Source organism: Collinsella aerofaciens, assembly GCF_039752775.1.
Lineage (GTDB): Bacteria > Actinomycetota > Coriobacteriia > Coriobacteriales > Coriobacteriaceae > Collinsella > Collinsella aerofaciens_R.
On sequence record NZ_JBDMGT010000002.1, the window covers coordinates 32,784 to 52,267 of the forward strand.

At 61.4% G+C, this 19,484-nt stretch carries 17 protein-coding genes and 2 tRNA genes; 3 read left to right on the forward strand and 16 right to left on the reverse strand.

All coding sequences use genetic code 11. The features are described from left to right. Window position 1: 1 nt before the first annotated feature. The 9 genes from ABHR63_RS00970 to ABHR63_RS01010 form a co-directional block, all read right to left on the reverse strand. Window positions 2–1,774: a hydrogenase large subunit gene (locus ABHR63_RS00970; RefSeq protein WP_346964730.1), complete on the reverse strand. Its 1,773-nt coding sequence runs from the start codon at window positions 1,772–1,774 to the stop codon at window positions 2–4. Between the two features lie 3 nt (window positions 1,775–1,777). After that, entirely contained in the window at window positions 1,778–3,337 is a 1,560-nt protein-coding gene (locus ABHR63_RS00975; protein ID WP_346964731.1) for a hydrogenase 4 subunit F, read from the reverse strand. A 3-nt stretch (window positions 3,338–3,340) separates the two neighbouring features. Next, window positions 3,341–3,994, reverse strand: a complete 654-nt coding sequence (hyfE, locus tag ABHR63_RS00980; RefSeq protein ID WP_118237867.1) for a hydrogenase 4 membrane subunit — start codon at window positions 3,992–3,994, stop codon at window positions 3,341–3,343. Window positions 3,995–4,007: 13 nt separating this feature from the next. Further along, window positions 4,008–5,465 (reverse strand): hydrogenase 4 subunit D, encoded by a 1,458-nt coding sequence (locus tag ABHR63_RS00985; RefSeq protein WP_346965853.1) that lies wholly within the window; start codon window positions 5,463–5,465, stop codon window positions 4,008–4,010. A 15-nt stretch (window positions 5,466–5,480) separates the two neighbouring features. Beyond that, window positions 5,481–6,407 (reverse strand): respiratory chain complex I subunit 1 family protein, encoded by a 927-nt coding sequence (locus tag ABHR63_RS00990; RefSeq protein WP_022095201.1) that lies wholly within the window; start codon window positions 6,405–6,407, stop codon window positions 5,481–5,483. Between the two features lie 12 nt (window positions 6,408–6,419). Further along, complete coding sequence (gene hyfB / locus ABHR63_RS00995) at window positions 6,420–8,438, reverse strand: hydrogenase 4 subunit B (RefSeq protein ID WP_346964732.1); 2,019 nt, start codon at window positions 8,436–8,438, stop codon at window positions 6,420–6,422. Continuing rightward, the gene (locus ABHR63_RS01000; RefSeq protein ID WP_346964733.1) at window positions 8,431–9,048 is read right to left on the reverse strand and encodes a 4Fe-4S dicluster domain-containing protein; all 618 of its coding nucleotides are present in this window, start codon (window positions 9,046–9,048) and stop codon (window positions 8,431–8,433) included. The genes hyfB and ABHR63_RS01000 overlap by 8 nt, the downstream gene beginning before the upstream one ends. A 79-nt stretch (window positions 9,049–9,127) precedes the next feature. Beyond that, entirely contained in the window at window positions 9,128–11,350 is a 2,223-nt protein-coding gene (gene fdhF, locus ABHR63_RS01005) for a formate dehydrogenase subunit alpha (RefSeq protein WP_082222889.1), read from the reverse strand. Window positions 11,351–11,425: 75 nt separating this feature from the next. After that, window positions 11,426–11,944, reverse strand: a complete 519-nt coding sequence (locus ABHR63_RS01010) for a 4Fe-4S dicluster domain-containing protein (RefSeq protein ID WP_346964734.1) — start codon at window positions 11,942–11,944, stop codon at window positions 11,426–11,428. 428 nt (window positions 11,945–12,372) lie between these two features. Between ABHR63_RS01010 and ABHR63_RS01015 the strand changes: the two genes are divergently transcribed. The 3 genes from ABHR63_RS01015 to ABHR63_RS01025 all read left to right on the forward strand — a co-directional run bounded on the left by ABHR63_RS01015 (window position 12,373) and on the right by ABHR63_RS01025 (window position 14,428). Continuing rightward, complete coding sequence (locus tag ABHR63_RS01015; RefSeq protein WP_346964735.1) at window positions 12,373–12,696, forward strand: type II toxin-antitoxin system RelB/DinJ family antitoxin; 324 nt, start codon at window positions 12,373–12,375, stop codon at window positions 12,694–12,696. After that, window positions 12,689–13,165, forward strand: a complete 477-nt coding sequence (locus ABHR63_RS01020) for a type II toxin-antitoxin system VapC family toxin (protein WP_196022393.1) — start codon at window positions 12,689–12,691, stop codon at window positions 13,163–13,165. Before ABHR63_RS01015 ends, ABHR63_RS01020 begins: the two co-directional genes overlap by 8 nt. 267 nt (window positions 13,166–13,432) lie before the next feature. Beyond that, on the forward strand, window positions 13,433–14,428 hold the full coding sequence (locus ABHR63_RS01025) for a hypothetical protein (RefSeq protein ID WP_346964736.1): 996 nt from the start codon (window positions 13,433–13,435) through the stop codon (window positions 14,426–14,428). A gap of 212 nt (window positions 14,429–14,640) precedes the next feature. On the opposite strand, the gene ABHR63_RS01030 is transcribed toward ABHR63_RS01025, so the two are convergent. The 7 genes from ABHR63_RS01030 to selD form a co-directional block, all read right to left on the reverse strand. Beyond that, a tRNA-Gly gene (locus ABHR63_RS01030) sits at window positions 14,641–14,714 on the reverse strand. Between the two features lie 6 nt (window positions 14,715–14,720). Continuing rightward, window positions 14,721–14,797: transfer RNA gene (locus tag ABHR63_RS01035), tRNA-Pro, on the reverse strand. Between the two features lie 91 nt (window positions 14,798–14,888). Beyond that, window positions 14,889–16,247, reverse strand: coding sequence for a branched-chain amino acid transport system II carrier protein (gene brnQ / locus ABHR63_RS01040; protein WP_195239647.1), 1,359 nt, complete (start codon window positions 16,245–16,247; stop codon window positions 14,889–14,891). 77 nt (window positions 16,248–16,324) lie between these two features. Then, window positions 16,325–17,464: an aminotransferase class V-fold PLP-dependent enzyme gene (locus ABHR63_RS01045; RefSeq protein WP_346964925.1), complete on the reverse strand. Its 1,140-nt coding sequence runs from the start codon at window positions 17,462–17,464 to the stop codon at window positions 16,325–16,327. Next, on the reverse strand, window positions 17,461–17,712 hold the full coding sequence (locus ABHR63_RS01050; protein WP_346964924.1) for a putative Se/S carrier protein: 252 nt from the start codon (window positions 17,710–17,712) through the stop codon (window positions 17,461–17,463). Before ABHR63_RS01050 ends, ABHR63_RS01045 begins: the two co-directional genes overlap by 4 nt. Window positions 17,713–17,731: 19 nt before the next feature. Next, on the reverse strand, window positions 17,732–18,358 hold the full coding sequence (gene yedF, locus ABHR63_RS01055; RefSeq protein ID WP_346964923.1) for a sulfurtransferase-like selenium metabolism protein YedF: 627 nt from the start codon (window positions 18,356–18,358) through the stop codon (window positions 17,732–17,734). Between the two features lie 60 nt (window positions 18,359–18,418). Continuing rightward, window positions 18,419–19,468: a selenide, water dikinase SelD gene (gene selD / locus ABHR63_RS01060; RefSeq protein ID WP_346964922.1), complete on the reverse strand. Its 1,050-nt coding sequence runs from the start codon at window positions 19,466–19,468 to the stop codon at window positions 18,419–18,421. Between the last annotated feature and the right edge of the window lie 16 nt (window positions 19,469–19,484).

Sequence of the window (19,484 nt, forward strand, 5' to 3'; positions counted from 1 at the left end):
ATTAGAGCGCCTCCTCATCGAGCGGAGCGGCCATGGTGCCCTCGCCCGCAAGCGGCGACTTGTCGCGCCAGACGTTCTCGAACTGTTCCTTGTCGAGCACATGGTCGCGCTTGGCGGCGACATCGGTCACCGTCACGCGGTCGGTGCAGGAGTAGCACGGGTCGAGAGAGCCGACGATCAGCGCCGCGTCGCCCACGGTGTTGCCGCGGAACATGTAGCGCAGGACCGGCCAGTTGCTGTACGTGGCGGCCTTGGCGCGCCAGCGGTAGCACTTCTGGTTATTGCCGAGCATGGCCCAGTGCACGTCCTCGCCGCGCGGCGCCTCGGTGGCGCCGATGGCGTACTTGTGCGGGGTGTACTCCCAATCCGTGGTGAGGATGGGGCCCGACGGGCAGTTCTCGAGCATGGTCTCGATCATGTCGATCGAATCGTAGACCTCCTGGATGCGAACGGCGGTACGGCCGAAGGCATCGCAGGTGTCGGCCGTGGCAGCATGCATCTTTTGGACGTCCGGATCGGCGTAGCCGTCGAAGGGATGGTCAAAACGCACGTCGCGGGCATAGCCCGAGCCACGCATGAGCGGGCCGACCGGCGAGAAGTCGCGAGCGATCTTACGGTCCAGAATGCCGATGCCACTCGTACGCTCAATAAAGTTGGGCGTGGAGAGCAAGACGTCGACGAGCTCCTGAACCTCGAAGCGCAGCTGGTGGATGGTCGTGAGCGTGGAGAGCTTCTGCTCGGCCAAAATGTCGCGACGCACGCCGCCGATTACGTTGAGACCGTAGGTCTTGCGGTGACCGGAGAGCTTCTCGGCCAGGTCCATGGACTTCTCGCGGACGCGGAAGAACTGCTGGAAGCCGGAGTCGAAACCCGTGTAGTGCGACGCCAGGCCAATGTTGAGCAGATGCGAGTGCAGACGCTCGACCTCGAGCATGATGGCGCGGATGTACTGGGCGCGCGGCGGAACATGGATGCCCTGGGCGCGCTCGACGGCCTCGGCATAGGCCACCGAGTGGGCGCAGCCGCAGATGCCGCAGATGCGGTCGGCGAGGAACGTCACGGCGTCATAGTTCAGGCGCGTCTCGGCGACCTTCTCCATGCCGCGGTGCACGTAGAACAGACGGTAGTCGGCGTCGACGATCGTCTCGCCCTCAACGAACAGGCGGAAGTGGCCGGGCTCGTCGGAGGTAATGTGCAACGGGCCCATGGGGACAAGCGTCGTCTCCTTGCCCTTGGTATCGGCCAAGAACTCGTAGTTTTCCATGTCGCTCGCAGGAGCGGGACGGAAGCGGTAGTCCATGGAGTCCTTGCGCAGCGGGTACAGGCCGCTGGGCCAGTCATCGGGCAGCACCAGGCGGCGACGATCGGGCAGACCCTCGGGAATCAAGCCGAACATGTCGCGCAGCTCGCGCTCGCCCCACACACAGGCGGGGACGAACGGTGTCACGGACGGGAACGTCATCTTGGCGGGATCGACCTCGGTGCGCACGGTCACCCAACCGGGATCCTCCCCCTCCATGGAGATGACATAGTACACGGCGTAACGGCCGCACAGGCTGCGCTCATCGTTGCCGATGATCACGGGAATCCAGCCGTAGCGCTCGTAGTACAGGTAGTGGACGGCCTCGGGCAGCTTGTCCTGCTTGACGGTGATCGTCAGCTGGTCCTCGCACTGCCACTCGACCTTCTCGATGCAGCCCGGAACAGCGCGGCGCAGGGCCTCGACATGGCTCTCGCAGCGACGGGCATACACCTTGTTCTCAGTTTCAATCATTCGTTACTCCACCTCGCTCTGAGCGGTCTCGGTACCGAACACAGCGCGGTACATCGGCGTCGCGTGAAGCTCCTCGGTGCTCTGCTCGAGCACGATGCCGGTCGCAGTCTCCACACCGTGCACGAGAGGCAGCGGGGTGGCGATGCCAAACCACAAGATCATGACAGCCAGGATGATTTCGGGAATAAGCATGAGCGCCGGGGCCTCATGCTTGCCCATGGCCTGGGGCGCATGGCCGAATACCGACTTGAGTGCGATGCGGGTGAGCGCGGAGATGGCCACGGTAAGACCGAGGGCGACCACGACGACCAGCCACATGGGACCGGCGGTAACACCGGCGACAAAAGTCAGGAACTCGGAGATAAACATGCCGAAGGGCGGGAAGGCACCAAGACCGAGCAGCGCCAGGACGGCGAGCGCGGCGGTTGCGGGGGCAACCTCGACGACGCCCTGGATCTTGGCCAGGCTACGCGTGCCAAAAGCGTGCTGGATGTTGCCGGACACGCAGAAGGCGAGCGTCTTGGTAAAGCCGTGGAACACGCAGTGCAGCAGGGCCGCGGCGATACCCAGCGGGCCACCGATACCCAGGCACAGGGCGATGACGCCCACGTTCTCCACAGACGAGTACGCAAAGCGGCGCTTGAGGTCGTCCTGGCGGAACATCGAAAGCGCCGCCACCAAAATGGACAGCGTGCCGACGATCAACAGCAAAAGCTGCGGATACTCGGCGCCCACGGCCTGGATAGTAAAGCCGTAGAAGCGCATGATCACAAGCATGGCGCACTTAAGCAGCACGCCCGAAAGCAGGGCCGAGACAGGGCTCGGGGCCTGGGAGTGGGCATCGGGCAGCCAAGTGTGCATGGGGAACAGGCCGGCCTTGGTGCCAAAGCCGATCACGATAAACGCAAAGGCAAGGCGCATGAGCGTCGGGTCGAACTGGTCGGCATACGGCAGCACGCACGACAGGAACGCGGCCTCGTGGGCATTGGGAATCACGTCGGCGGCGTTGGCGTAGATCAGCAGCGTACCGAACAGGCCAAAGGCCACGCCGGCGGTGCAGACCATCGCATACTTCCAAGAAGCCTCGAGGGCCGTCTTGTTCTTGTAGATACCCACGAGGAACACGGTGGAAAGCGTGGTTGCCTCCACGGCGGCCCACGTGAGGATCATGTTGTTGGACAGGCACGCGAGCAGCATGGTGAACACAAACAGGCTAAACAGCGCAAAATACTGCTTGGCGCGCTCGGCGGGCATGGAGCCCTCCTCGATATCGGCCTTTACATAGGGCAGCGAGAACAGCCCCGTAAGAAAACCGATAAAGCCGATGAGCAGCACAAAGATGGCGCCCAGCGAATCGAGGTGGAACCACAGGCCAAGAGCGCTCGCGGTTTCGCCGCTCATAAGGACGTCACCGGCCGTCATAATCGACAGCACCAGGACGGCTGCGACGGAGACCAGGTTGAGACCGGCAAACACGTTATAGGACGTGTTCTTGGGCAAAAACGCCATGACCAGCGAGAACACCAAAGGAGTCGCGAGCAGGGCGAGAATCAACGTTTCCATGGACTACCCCCTCAGCTCGGACAGGTCGCGCGCATCGAGCGAGTGGGAGTCGTCCCAAATGCGACGCACGACGATGGACATGATGATGACGGCAAAGATGGCGTCGGTGGCGATACCGATCTCGATAATCTCGGGAGCGGTGGGGGCCAAAAGCGCAAGCGTCACGTGGCTGCCGTTTTCCATAAGGCAGTATCCAAAGATCTGCTTCATGATGTTGCGCTGCGAAATGATGCAGGTGAGGCCCACAAAGAAGTGAGCGAAGCTAATAGCGAGCGCAGGCGTTGCAACCTCGGCCGTGGGCAGGCTGATCTGCGTCACGACGGCAAAGCAGATCGCGACCTCGACGGCGATGATGCAAATGGCCCACGCGGGCTTAAGGCCGGCCTTGAGCGATGCGTCGCTCGGCTCGCCCATCTTCTTGTATGCGCGGTTGAGGATGTAAGGGACCAGGACGACCTTAGTGATAAAGGCAGATCCGGCCCACATAAGCAGCTCCTGCGCACCGGTGGTGACACCGAGCGTGGCGAGAAGCCCCACGAGCACCAGCGACTGCACCGCATACCAGTGGATGGAATGTTTGATGTTCTTGGAGACAACCACCATGGTGGACGTGACGATCAGAAGGCCGCCAAGGATGTTGACGATCGAATAACCCATGTCGTTCCACCTCCTAACCGATCCAGCTGGCCGAAAGCGGGCCGCTGACGATGACCATGATGATGAGCACGATGAACACGAACGCCATCGCGCGGGGAAGCGGGGCACCCGCAGCGACCTCTTCGTTCGGCTCGCCGGGCAGGCAATAGCCCATCCACTTGAGGAACCAGGCAAAGGTGGCGACGGTCTCGGCGACCATGATGCACACGAGCACCAGGATCGCGACGTTGCCGGCACCCACGGAGAAGCCACCGGCGATGATCTGGAACTTCGAGAAGAACGTGTTCATGGGCGGCACGCCGGCAATGGCGAGCGCCGCGACACCAAAGCCCACGCCCGAGATCGGGTACTTCTTTACGATGCCGCGAAGCTTGGGTAGCATACGCGTGCCGAGCGTAAAGGAGAACGAACCGGCGATCAGGAAGAACAGGGTCTTGGCAAAGGCGTGGTTAAAGATGTGGCACACGGCGCCATCAAAGGCCAGCTGGCTGCCAAAGACCGAAAGGCCCAGACCAAAGAACACATAGGAGAGCTGGGCGATCGTGGAGAAGGCCAGCAGGCGCTTCATGTCCTTTTGCGGCAGGTACATCAGGAAACCAAAGAGCATGGTGACCATGGCGTCGATAATGGCGACCCAGCCCACGATCTCGGGAATCTCGCCGGCAGAGACGAGTGCGCGCGCGAACACGCACACGCCGACCTTGACCATCGAGGCACCATGCAGGTAGGCCGAAACAGGCGTCGGCGCCTCCATGGCCGAAGGCAGCCACATGTACATGGGAACCTGTGCGGACTTGGCCCAGGCCGCAAACAGCACGAGCAAAAGGACGATGGCCTTGAGCTTGGCGTCGAGGCCGGCAATCGCGGTAATGGCGAAGGTGCCGGTGTGAGCAAACACGATGGCGGCGCCCAGATACAGGCCGAGCGCACCGATATGCGTGATGATCAGGGCCTTCATGCCGGCCTTCTTGGCCGTAGGCGTCATGTAGTAGCTAATGAGGCCCCAAGAGCAGGCACCCGTGATCTCAAAGAACACGAGCTGGCCCAAAAGGGTCGAGCTGTACACGAGGCCGGCCATGGCGCCGATGAAGGTCGCGAGGTACGCGTAGAAGCGACGACGCGGCGCGTCGGGATGCTCACGGTTATTCTCGCTCATATAGGGAATCGAATAGATCACGACAAGCAGGCCGATACCCACAAAGGCGGGCGCGAGCAGCGTGCTCATGCGATCGAAGGTGAATCCCATGACGAGGGTCTGCCCAAACGAGATCAGGGGGACCTGCGTGTCGGGCATGCCGGCGCCAGCGAAATTCGCGGCGAGGGCGATGGTGCAGGCCGTCGAGACGGCGGCACCCAAAACGCTGAACCACTTGGCGTACGGACGGGGGAACAGGGCGACGAGCACCGAGGCCACCATCGGGGCCGCGATAGCGACCAAGCCGAGAAGGGACAGACTGACTGCAAATGACATTGTTTCTCCCTTCTCCTACACGCCGACGACCACGAAGACAAACGCCAGAACGGCGATGCCCACGACGGCCCAGGTCTGATTGCCAAGCACCTTAAAACGCGAACGCGAGCAGGAGTTCTCGATCACGCCGCACACGACAAAGTCGATCAGGCACTTCACCAGGAAGATGACTGCGCCCAGAACGGCGGCGGCGCCCACGGTCGCGGGCTCGCCCCAGGGGACGAAGATCGCGCAGAACCAGGCGACGACCAGGACCTGCTTCATGGACATGGCGAGCTTGGCCATCGCAAGCGACGGGCCGGAAAGCTCGGCGAGCGGACCCTCCTGAAGCTCCTGCTCGGCCTCGGCCTGGTCAAACGGCAGCTTGCCGAGTTCCATGTAGCAGGCAATCGCAAAGGCGATGCCGGCGAGGATCACGGCGACCGGCGCGTCGATGGCGCCCGTCATGATGTGCTGACCCATGGTGGCGATGTCGGTGGAGCCGCACACCAGGGCGGCGGCAAACAGCGCCAGCAGCATGGACGGCTCGATGAGCACGCTCATGAGCAGCTCGCGAACGCCGCCGATACCGGCATAGGCGTTGGACGAATCCACACCGCAGAGGGCGAAGAAGAAGCGGGCGAGCGCCAGGCTGTACATGATGGTGATAGCGTCACCAAAGACCGGGATGGGGCTTTGCGCCGTAAAGAGCGGCAGGCCCATCGCGAGCATAAAGGCGACGGCGAAGAACAGCGGCGGCATAATGCGCAGCGCAAAGCTCGCGTCCTCGCTCTGGGACTCGGGGCGCGCAAAGAGCTTGGCCAGGTCGCGGTAGTCCTGCATGATGCTGGGGCCGCGACGGTTGTGCATCTTGGCGCGGATCACGCGACCGAGACCGGAGAAGAACGGCGCGACGGCCATAACGACCACGCCCTGCAGAACGGCAAGTACGATGTTGTTCATGCTCTCCCCTCCTTAACCCATTTGCACGGCGAGCACGAGGAATACCACGAGTGCCGCGACGATGTAGCAGATATAGATGCTGTAGTTGCCGCCCTCGAGCTTAGTCGCGAGGTCGGCGAGCTTCTCGACACCCTTATGCGGGGCATCGACGAGAACCTTGTCAGGTACGGGCTCCACAGCCTCGGCCACACCGGTGAGCTTCTGGAAGAAGTGCGCGATGGACCAGCAGACGGCCGTGCAGCGGTCGCGCAGCGTGTAGAGCGGCTGCATAAACCAGGACACCTCGGAGGCAAAGGTCGTGGCCACGACGGGCATATGCTCGTTGGGAGCATAGCCGCATGCCCACGGCTGGGACTTCTGCACCTTGCCGACGGTCTTGAGCTTGCGATAGCCGCAGGCAAGGCCGACGAGCACCACGAGCGCAATGGCGATCGCGGGCGTGGAGGTGGCAGCGCCGGAGTACTGGTTCATGAGCTCCATGCCCTCGGTGGCAAACACGCCACCGTACGGATGCAGTACGGACGCGGCGACATCGACCAGCACGGGCGCGATCACGGGAGCGCCAATGCCCAGCACGACACAGATGGCCGCGAGCAGACCCTGCGCAAACACCATGGGGGCGGGAACCTCCTTGGCATTGGCCGCGGCCTCGGAGCGGGGCGCGGAGGCAAAGGAGACACCATAGGCCTTGACGAAGCACGTGACAGCCAGCGCGCCGGTAATGGCAAGCGCGACGGCAGCGAACACGGCCACGATCATGACGGCCTTGTCGCCCTGCATGGCGGCGTTAAAGAGCGACTGGTAGGTAAACCACTCGGACACAAAGCCGTTGAAGGGCGGGATGGCCGAGATGGCAAGCGCGCCAACGAGGAAGCAGATGGCCGTTGCCGGCATACGACGGAACAGGCCGCCCATCTTCTCCATATTGCGCGTACCCGTGGAGTACAGCAGCGCACCCGCGCCCAAGAACAGCTCGCCCTTAAACATCGCGTGGTTAAACGTGTGGTAGAGGGCGGCCATCAGAGCCAGGACGGCGATGCCGACCGAGTTGAGCGCCATGGCGGCCATGGAGGCGCCGACGCCGAGCAGAATGATGCCGATGTTCTCGACGGAGTGATAGGCCAACAGTCGCTTGATGTCATGCTCCTGCAGGGCGAAGGCCACGCCGAGGACCGACGAGATCGCACCGAAGACCATGACCATAAGGCCCCACCAGACCTGAACGCCCGAGGCGGAGAGCAGGTCGAGACCCACCTTGAGGATGCCGAAGATACCGATCTTGATCATGCCGCCGGACATGAGGGCCGACACGTTGGACGGCGCCTCGGGATGTGCCTTGGGCAGCCAGCCGTGCAGCGGAATGATACCGGCCTTGGCGCCAAAGCCAAAGAAGGCGAGCACGAAGCACACGGATGCGACCGCGGGGCTAAACTGCGTGGCGCGGAAATCCGCAAAGGCAAACGAACCGCCGGCGAAGTTGGTCATGGTGAGGAAGCTCGCCATGATGAGCACAAAGCCCACGTGCGCGATCACAAAGTAGAGCCAACCGCCATGGATGGAGTTCTCGTTCTCCTCGATCACGACCAGGAAGTACGAGGTCAGCGACATAAGCTCAAAGGCGACCAGGAACCAAAACACGTTGTCGGCGGTGATGACGAGCATCATGGACGCCACGAAGGTGTTAAAGAAGAATCCGGCGCGGCCCTTTTTGCCCGGGTACTCATCAAAGTAGTTGAGACCGTAGATCGAACCGGCAAACGCGAGCACCGAGATGAGCGCCACAAACAGGCCGGACAGCTGATTGAGCAGCAGCTGGAAATGGGCAAACGGGAAGAACACGATGGTGTCGACCGACGTGACATCGCCCAGCACGGCCTGGATACCGGCCACAAACGAAAGCACCGCGGCGACGGCGCCGATAAGGCAGCCGGCGGTCTTGGCGGCGTTATCGGCCTTGATCAGCAGAACCGAGGCGAGCGCACCGATGCACGAGACGGCAAGCGATGCGATAAACAGCGTCATGCTATCCATTGTTTACGCTCCCTTCTGCTTTCTCGGAGAGGCCCTGGGCCACAGCGGTAACGTCGACGACTGGACCGTTTTCGATCGAGCGCAGGCGCTTGGCCTCGTCGAGCTCGCGATCGGCCGCGCCGCCCATGGCGGCCAGCGCCTTGGTGGGGCACGCCGCCACACAATGCGGGCCGTCCGGATCGAAGGCGCACAGGTCGCACTTGACGGCGCAGGTGTACTGGCCGGGAGCCCACGTAAGCAGGCTGCTCAGGGACTTAGGATACGAAGGCGTCGGGTCGCACATGCCAGCGACACCGGCGATAGACGTGCCATCGGGATGGATGGCTCCGAAGGGGCACGCGATGGCGCACAGCCTGCACCCGATGCACTCCTGCTCCTTGACGTGGATGCGGTCGCCATCGTGCTCGATGGCATTCACCGGGCAAACCTCGGCGCAGGGGGCACCCTCGCAATGGTGGCAGGCAAGGGCGGCCGAAATACCGCCGGTCTTCACGAGCGCCAGGCGCGGCGTATCCTGAAGACCCTGCATCCGGTGGGCGTCGGCACAGGCGGACTGGCATGTTCCGCAGCCGATGCACCTCTCCGGGTTGATGTCGATGAAGCGGTTCATCCCCACTTCCTTTCAAAATAACGGGCCGGGCTCCCGAACGTACGGGACGCCCGGCCCAAAAAAGCCAACGAGAACGGGACTACACGATTTGATTCACGTGCGTCTCGTCGTCGAACTTGGCGGCGCCAGGCTCAACGTCCTGGGGAGCGGCGGCGTCGACCAGAGCCTGCTTGAGCTCGGTGTACTGACGCTCCACCTCGCCCTCTGCCCAAACCTGGTCGGCAATGGCGTCGACCTGGCAGGCGGAGAACTTGTCCTCGGGCGTGTGCGAGACCGGGTCGACCTTGTGCATGGTCAGCTCGTTGCACTTGCCGATCCACCACTGGTAGGTCATATAGACCGTGCCCTTGTTGATGCGATCGCTCACGTCGGCGCGGCTGTATACCTGGCCGCGGCGGCTGTGAATCGAGACGATGTCGCCGTTCTTGATGCCGCGCGCCTGGGCGTCCGCGGGATTCATGCGGACAAAGCCGGGCTCGTCGGCAAGCAGCGCCAGCGTCTTGCAGTTGCCGGTCATCGAGCGGCAGCTGTAGTGGCCGACCTCGCGGACGGTGCACAGGATGAGCGGGTACTCATCGTCGGGAAGCTCGGAGGGCGCCTCCCAGTCGTGCGCCATCAGGTTGGCGCGGCCGTCCTTGGTGGTGAACTTGCCACCAGCGAACATGTCGGGCGTACCGTGGTCATTCACATCGGTGCTCTTGACGGGCCACTGGGCGTAGCCGCCCTCGGGAGCCATCTTCTCGTAGGTCGCGCCCACAAAGTTGGGGCACAGGCTAATGCACTCGTTCCAGATCTGCTCGGTGTTGTCGTAGTGCATGGGATAACCCATACGCGTGGACAGGTCCGCGAAGATCTCCCAGTCGTGGCGGCACTCGCCCTTGGGCGGAACGGCCGCGTCAAAGTGCTGGAAGCTACGGTCGGATGCAGTAAAGACACCCTCGTGCTCGCCCCAAGAGGTAGCGGGCAGGATGACGTCGGCGAGCATGGTCGTCTGCGTCATAAAGATGTCCTGGCAAATGAACAGATCCAGCTCGGAGAGCGTCTTGCGCATACCGGCCGAATCGGGCTCGGTCTGCACCGGGTCCTCGCCGTAGTTGTAGAAGCAGTGCACCTTGCCCTCGTCGACCAGGTGGCCCAGGTCGGTGAGCTTGTAGCCCTCCTCGAGCGGGAGCTTTTCCTCGGGCACGCCCCAAGCCTTCGCAAACTTGGCACGCACTGCGGGGTCAGTGACCTTCTGGTAGCCAGGGTACAGGTTGGGCAGCATGCCCATATCGCAGGAGCCCTGGACGTTGTTCTGGCCACGCACGGGCGCGAGGCCGGAATTGGGTTTGCCGATCTGGCCGGCAACGCAGGCGATGGAGGCGATGGTGTGCACCGTCTTCAGGTTCTGCTTCTGCTGGCATACGCCCATGCCCCAGCCAATGATGGCAGAGGGCTTCGCCGTGGCGTACATCTCGGCAGCTTGGTGGATCAGCGCGGGCTCGACACCCGTGATGTCCTGTACAGATTCGGGAGTGTAGTTCTTGATGGTCTCCCACCACTCGTCAAAGCCGTTCGTGTGCTCGGCGACGAATTCCTTGTCGTAGAGGCCATCGTTGACCAAGCAGTTGGCAAAGGCGTTGAGGAACGCGACGTTGCAACCGTTCTTGATCGGAAGGTAGAGATCGGCGATACGCGCGGTTTCGATATGGCGCGGATCGGCGACGATGATCTTGCAACCCTTTTCTTTGGCTCGCACGATACGCCTTGCGACGATGGGGTGCGAATCGGCAGGGTTATAGCCGAAGAGGAAAATGCAGCCCGCATCCTCCATACCGGGGATGGAGCATGACATGCAACCTGAACCAACCGTGTCCATCAGACCGAGGACAGTAGGGCCGTGTCAAGTACGGGCGCAGTTGTCCACGCTGTGGGTGCCGATGCACGCACGCGTAAACTTCTGCATGACGTAGTTCGCCTCATTGCCGCCGCCTCGCGAAGAGCCGGTGGTCATGACAGCGTTAGGACCATATTCGTCAATTATGGCCTGCATCTTAGATGCGGTGAAATCCAGTGCCTCGTCCCAGCTTACGCGCTCAAGATCCGCGCCCTTGGTGCGACGGATCATCGGGTGCAGTACGCGAGGAGTCAAGATCTTGGTGTCGTTGATGAAGTCGTAGCCACTCATGCCCTTAAGGCACAGCTCGCTCTGGTTGGTGATGCCGTTGAGCGGTTCGGTACCCACGACCTGGCCGTTTTGGACCAAGAGGTTAAACTGGCAACCGGCGCCGCAATACGGGCAGATCACTTTATGCTTCTCCATGACACCCTCCTTCCTTTCTCTGCTACCGAATGCTCGGTACGTATTTGACAATCATTGGGCCTGTCGCCCCGACGCTTACGCCTCGTTTTCGATGGTGGCGCGGGCACGCTCGGCAGTCAGTTCTGCCAGGCGCTCCTCGTCTACCAGGGTGAGGCCCTTGGTCGGGCACGCCTCGGCACACGCCGGACCGCCGAGACGGTCCACGCACAGGTCGCACTTGAGCACGAAGCTCTTGGTCTGCGAACCCACACGCACGTCGCCCATCAAGACGGGGACCTGCGTGGTCGCCACGCTCACGGCGCCAAAGGGGCAGGCCATGACGCAGCTCTTGCAGCCGATGCAGTTGTCCTCGTTGACGCCGATGCGATGGTTCTTTGGATCAAAGAACAAGGCGCCCGTAGGACAGGCCTTCGCGCACGGAGCATCCTCGCAGTGGTGACATGCCACCGGTGCGGAGATCTCGTACGTACGCGTCACGCGTAGGCGCGGCGCGGCGATGTTGCCGGGAATATCGTGTGCCTCGATGCACGCCGCCATACAGGTTTGGCACCCAATGCAGCGTGAAGAATCAGCCACGACTCGTTTATTGCCCATGTTGTTCACTCCCTCCTGAATCCCATGCCGGAGAGACCCTGTCGACGTTGCCCCGGACCGCCCGTGGTCCGGCATCGACGTATCGAGTGCATGCGGCGAAACAGGCACTTCGATAGAATTCCTCCAACGATATACAGGTTAAATATACGCAGTTGCAGGGGGCAAACTTGAGCATAGGCCCTGCAATACGGGTGTATTGCAGGGGTTTTGGCAGGTTGGAATTATTCTCTAGAGGCTATAAAGGTGAGTGTATTACATGCGTACGCCTCAGAGATTTTTACGCGCTCTCATTTTAGATGTACTACGCTTGTATTCAAGTTAATGGTTATTTACTTGAGGGAAATAAAGCAATCGTTATAAGATGCTCAAGTATCGGCACGTGCCGCATTTGACCGACTATATTGCACGCTCATTAAAGGAGGCCAGTGATGTCATCGACTCAAAAACGAGCCATCCTGCAGGTGCGCATTCGCGAGGAAGACAAGCAGCATGCCGAGCGTCTCTACGACGCCATGGGCACATCGCTCGCCGAGGCTGTCCGTCTATTTGTCGCGCAGAGTATTTTGATGCGCAAGCTCCCCTTTCAGCCGGTCGCCGTGCGCTCCAAGGACGGCACGGCCGCCTATGGACTGCTCAAAGCATATGGGGACCCCAATCGCCGCTCCGATGAGCGCAATGCCTGGATTGAATACCTAGCCACAGAAAGCGACGAGTCGGTTTTGGGTCCCGAGGAAGTAGATATCCATGAGTAGCACCATCATCGACGAGACCGTCATCCTACGCTACCTGCTTGACGACGACGAAGTCCTGTCACCGCGCGCCGCCAAGGTCATCGCCACGCGCACCGCTCGCGTCTACCCCGAAATCATCACGCGCGTCGTGGTCACGCTACGCGACGTCTATAAGGTTCCCCGCGTTGAGATTGCTGCGGCCATGAAAAGGCTGCTCGATGACGTCATGGTCGACGAGCCCACCGTTGTCGCCCTTGCCGTCAAACTGTTCGGCAAAACGCATATGGACTTTACCGACTGCCTCCTCGCAGCCCGAACCGCCATCTACAACGATGATGTCGTGAGCTTTGGCAAGCCCATCATCCAAGGCATGATCGATTACCGCCGCAAGCGCCAAACCGCTGCCGACGCCCGCGACCGCGCCGCCGAAGCCCGCAGCCGAAGCACCGACTCCACCATCGACAAGCTCCGCCACCGCCCCCGCAGCTAACCCCATCCCCATCTGAGTTGCGGTGAAATAGTTCCTGGATTTAGGCTTATTCGAGCTTTTCAGGAACTATTTCACCGCAACTTTCTGTAAGGGTGGTTTTTAGTGCCGCCGAGGGGCACTAATCAACCGTTTGCCGATATGTTTGGCTCCGACTCATGACTCTGACCTGCCCCGTCAAGCTTTTGGTCAGTTCATGGCAAGGTCTGGCGGGCCAAATATGGGATAGCGTAGTGTCATTCACTCCCCCTCGAGACCATGGGGTCGAAAATGAGTCATGATAAACGCTGTTCCAAACCGCAATTAGAGCTGTTCTTCCGGTTATTCGAGGCCCATCATGGCGGGCACCTGTTTGTAGCTACCAAAAAATGGGATGAACGCTGTGCCTACGCGCTCATGCAAAAAGAGATGATTATTCGACTCTACAACCATGTCTACGCTGATCCCACGTATTGGAATGATCTCGGCGTCGAAGATCGCATCTTTCAATTGGCATCCGCTATTGCGGTCGTTGAACCGGATGCCGTGTTTTGTGGAGCAACGGCGGCACTGCTCTATGGCATCGGTTCTGCATATTCGCTTCTCGACAAGGTGCAAGTGCTGCTGCCGCGTTCCACCAGACGCGATATGTACGAATTCGTTGAATACCGACGCTGGCGGCCGGGCGACGTATGGCAGCTCGGCCCGTTTACGTTAACGGATCCATATCGCACGGTGGTCGACATCGCCCGAACGAGCGCTTTTCGATATGCACTAGGCTATGTCGACGGGTTGGCTCGTGAGTACGGTGTCGAGCGTGAAGAATTGCGTGCATATGCACAAGCGAACTGCCGCGGACTGCATGGCATCGCGCGCGCATTTGACGTTTTTGAACATATGGATGGCAGATCGGATAACGGTGGAGAATCCGAGGCACGGGCGGCAATGATTCTGGCGGGAGTTGCCACACCCGAACTACAGGTTGAAATCACTCGACCGGGAAACGCCGGCTATTATTTGGCAGATTACGGCTGGCAGATGCCAAACGGCTCTTGGATGCTGGCTGAGCTGCATGGACTAGGCAAGTTTGAGGACGAGTCCCAAAATGATCCGGGACATACTGCGGCAAAAACCTATCGAGCTGCCCTCATGCGCGACGCGAACCTGCGTGCCATGGGCCACAACGTCATTCATTTCAAGCTCTCAGACACCTACGATGTCAAAGCGTTCGGCTCCATGATGCGCGGCTACGGTATACCAACCACAAAACCCTACGCAGACTCCTGACCGGCTGCCCTCATCTTCTCGACAACAGAACCCATCATCGACCCAGCCCGCTCGGCCTCAATAAGTTGCGGTGAAATAGTTCCTGGATAACAGCTTTTGCGGCTAATCGGGGAACTATTTCACCGCAACTTAGGTGGGGATGTGGGGTCCCCGGCATGTATATGAAAACGGCTCTGGCACCAAAAGGAGCCAAAGCCGTTAAAGATATCCTATGGAGCGGGCGACGGGAATCGAACCCGCGTCATCAGCTTGGAAGGCTGGGGTTCTACCATTGAACTACGCCCGCAAGATATGGTCGGGACGACAGGATTTGAACCTGCGACATCCTGCTCCCAAAGCAGGCGCGCTACCAAACTGCGCCACGTCCCGAAGGTGTTGAGCAGCTAAGGTCTAAACCTTGCGTGTCCCAAAGCGAAGGAAATTATAGGGGAGACTCCCCGCCTGTGCAAGCGCAGAAACCCTAGCTCCTCGAATGTGCGACAAACTTGCTGTGGAGCAGACCGATCACAAACGCCACCACGGCAACCGGCGCCCACGCGGCACCGATGTCTGCCAGGGGTAGCGCATCAAACGGCAGCCACGCGCCCGCAAAGAACGCATCGCGGACCGAGGTGATCACGCTCTGCACGGCAACCACGCCGCCGACCCAGACCCACACCTGCGGATGAGCGTCGCAAAAGCCGTGTACCAAACCCATGAGGACCAGCACGATGGCGACGGGATACAAGGCGTTGAGCATGGGCACCGAGAACATGAGGATCACGTCGAGGCCCACGTTGGAGAGCACGCACGAAAACGCTGCGAACACAAAGGCGAGAATCGCAAAGGGACGGCGCATGGCCTCCTCGGAGGCCTCCGCTCCCCCTTTAACCACATACGTTTCGCAGAAGTAACGCGCGCAGCAGCTGATGAGGCCGATGCACACGTTCATGCAGGCGAGGAAGAAGATGGCGAAGACCACGACCGTGCCGGCAAGCCCAAAGTGCATGGAGGCCGAGCGGGCGAGAATGGCGGCGCCGTTGGTGGCGTCGGACATCACGGTGCCGAGCTGCATACCGGCAAGGGCCAAACCGCAGTAGATGACGGCCATGAGCACGCCGGCGATCACACCGGAGCGCGAAATCTCAAAGGCCACGCGCTTGTCATCGGTAACACCCAACTCGTGGATGGTCTCGGCGATGATGATGCCGAAGGCGAGCGACGCAAGCAGATCCATGGTCTGATAACCGGTCAAAAAGCCCTGCACGGTAGCACCGGCATTGTAGGGAGTCTGCGGCGCGGCAGCCGGTCCCAGCGGCGAGATCACGGCAGCACCCACGACCAGCACGATGAGCGCAATGAGCGCGGGGCCCGTAATGCGCCCGAGCACGCGCGTGATAACGCCCGGACGCAGCGTGAGCGCAAACGCGACGACAAAGAAGCCAACGGCAAACACCAGGCGAGCCGTGCCGAGCGAAACGCCCTCGGGCAGTAGCGGCACCAGCATCTCGAAGGCCGTAGAGCTTGTGCGCGGAATGGCCAGGCACGGGCCGATGGCCAAATACACCGCCGCAACGAAGAATTCGCCAAACTTAGGATGCACGCGCCCAGCCAGCTCGCGGGCCGTGCCGGCGAGCGCGACGGCGATAAATCCCATAACAGGCAGACCGATAGCGGCAATCAAAAAGCCGATCATGGCAAGCGGCGTGGCCGTGCCGGCCTGAAGTGCCAGCAATGGCGGAATGATGAGGTTACCGGCGCCAAAGAGCATCGAGAACAGCGCAATGCCGACGGTAACGACATGGTCGGAGCGCAGACCGCGCGGTGCGGATGAGGCCATAGGCACACCTTTCGGGTCGAAACAAAAACGGGACGGGCAAAAACACCCATCCCGCAAGTATAAACGGTCTAGCAGCTTTAGCAGGCTAAATCGCGCAAAGCGTCAATCGCGGTATCGACTTCCTCGTCCGTGTTGAAATACCCAAACGAGAAGCGAACGACACCCTGGCGCTCGGTCCCGAGCGCGCGGTGCATGAGCGGAGCGCAATGGGCGCCGGGGCGCGTCGCAATCCCCCACCCTTGCATGAGCGCGTCCGAGATCTCGGCAGAGTCGATATCACCCACGTTGAGTGAGACGATCGCCGAGCGCACGGGCTGGTCAAACGCACCGTAGAGCTTAATCCCCGGAATCTCGCGCACGCCAGCGAGAAAGCGATCAGCCAGCGCTCGCTCATGCGCCGCGATCGCCTCGACCCCGCCTTGCGCCTCGATAAAGTCGAGACCGGCAGAAAGGCCCGCGATGCCGTGGCCGTTGAGCGTGCCCGCCTCAAGGCGCGTGGGCCACTCAAGTGGCTGCAGCGCATCGAAGCTGTGCACGCCCGTGCCGCCCATGGCCCACGGAGCCACGTCAATGCCCTCCGCCACGACCAGGCCGCCGGTCCCCTGCGGACCCATGAGCCCCTTATGGCCGGTAAAGCACACTATGTCGAGGCCCATGGCCTGCATATCGACACGCGCCGTACCGGCAGACTGCGAGGCATCGACGATCACAAGCGCACCTGCCGCATGGGCCATGGCCGCTACGCGCGCAATGTCGACCGCGTTGCCGGTCACGTTGGAGGCATGCGTCACCACCACGGCACGCGTACCCGGCGTGACCAACCGCTCGAGTTCGTCGTAGTCGAGCACACCGTTTACGTCACAGCCCGCATGCTCAACGGTCACACCCCGCTCCGCTGCCAGGCGGTTGAGCGGACGCAGCACGGAGTTATGCTCGAGCACCGTCGTGACCACGCGATCACCGGGACGTACCACGCCGTTGATGGCGGTGTTGAGCGCCGCCGTGGAGTTGGGCGTAAAGCACACATGGTCCGCCCTCGGGCAACCCAAAAGGCGTGCGAGCTTGGCACGGCAAACGTGAATCGTACGAGCGGCATCGAGGGCACCCGACGTAGCGCCGCGCCCGGCATTGCCGAGCGAGCGCATCGCCTGCGTCACGGCATCGATGACCGTCTGCGGCTTGTGCATGGTCGTCGCCGCGTTATCCAGGTAGATCATCGCACGACCTCCCACATATCAATCACGGTATAGCCCTCGGTAGGAACGCCCGCCGCGGCGAGTTCACCGCGCAGCAACTCCTCATCGGCAGGCAACGCCTTCCACGCCAAGCCACAGCCGGCAGCGACCTCCCCGGGCACGGGAATCGTGCGCCCGGGTAGGCCGCGCTCGATGCACAGGGACTCGCAGCCCATGGCGGCCGCCGTGGTGGGAAACGTGATGACAAGCGCCGGGTGCTTCTCCCTCATGGCAACTCCAACCAATACGCTACGGGCGCACGACGCGTACGGCCTGCTCCATCTTCTCCACGATCACGTACATGTTGGTGACCTCGCCCACGGCAAGCTGGTCCTTAATGCCATAGTGGTCGAGGCAGGTGCCACAGGTAAGAATCTCGACACCCTGCTCCGCCAGGCCCATCAGGTCATCGAGCACCGGCGAGCCCTCAACGGTGAGCTTGGCACCGCCGTTGTAGAACAGCATGGTCGCGGGCAGCTCCTCCTGCTGCGTCACGGCAAAGATGAACGCCTTCATGAGCTTGTGGCCCAGCTCGTCGTCTCCACGGCCCATGCAATCGGTGTAGACGGAAATGACGAGTTTGCCCTTGCCGGCGCTGGCATCACAGAAGGCAGCGCCATCCTGTTCGGGATCGGCCACGGCAACGGCGCCAGAGGTCGCCACGGTCACGTGCCACTCGGCGTCAGAAACCTTCTCGACCGAGGCCGTGCAGCCCTTCTCCTGTGCCATCTTGGAGATGTTCTTGACGGCGGTCTCGTTATCGACCGAGGTCACCACGGCACCCTCGCCATCGAGCTGCTTCAGGGCTTTGAGCGTCTTGACGACGGGCAGCGGGCAGGCATCGCCCATGGCATTGACTTCAATTTTGGTAGACATAGCTTTTCCTTTCGAAAGAACCGTTCTAGAGAACGGTAAACAGTTACATAAACGTGCGGGCTAGCGAACAACGTGGATGGCAGGACCGCCTGGTACCGGCTCGCACACGCGCCCGACAACGGCGGCAACGCGCCCTTCGGCATGTAAACGACGCGCAAGCTCATCCACATCGGCAGCAGGCGCCGCGATGAGTAGGCCACCAGACGTCTGCGGATCGTACAGCGCATCCAGCATGCCCGACTCCAGATCCTCGTCGGCAGCCGCGCGCGGGCCAAAGAAGTCCTGGTTGCGGTAGGAGCCCGCAGGGATAATGCCCAGACGCGCCATGTCGAGCACCTGGTCAAAGAGCGGCACCGCCCCCGACGCGAGCTCGATTTGCACGCCCGAGCCCTCGGCCATCTCGCACGCGTGCCCGATCAGACCAAAGCCCGTAATGTCGGTGCAGCCATGAAGTTCGAGCCCCTCGGCCAAACGGATCGGGGCCTCGTTGAGGGTGCGCATCGAGTCAAACATGGCTGCGGCCTCGTCCTGCTCGATGAGCTCGCCCTTAATGGCCGTGGTGATGATGCCCGAGCCGATCGCCTTGGTCAGTAGTAACGCATCGCCCACGCGCGCGCCGCTGTTGGCGAGCATACGGTCAAGCGCGACAAAGCCGCTCACGGACAAGCCGTACTTGGGCTCGTCGTCGTTGATGGTGTGGCCGCCCGCGATGGAGCAACCCGCCTCGACGCACTTGTCGGCGCCGCCCGCCAGAATCTGACCGGCAACCTCGACACCCAAGCAATTGGGGATGCAGAGCAGGTTCATGGCATGGCTCGGCCGTCCGCCCATAGCGTAGATATCCGACAGCGAGTTGGCCGCGGCGATCTGGCCAAACAGGAACGGGTCGTCGACCATCGGCGGGAAGAAGTCGATGGACTGCACGAGGCCTAAGTTATCGCCAACGCGAAAGACGCTCGCATCGTCGGAGGTATCGAATCCCACGAGCAAGTTGTCGTTATGCACATTGGGTAAATCGCCCAGGACCTGGGCGAGGGCTCCGGGAGCCAACTTAGCGGCTCAACCGCTCGCGGCTGTCATAGACGTGAGCTTAATAACATCGTCAGCCATCGATTCCTCCTCTCAT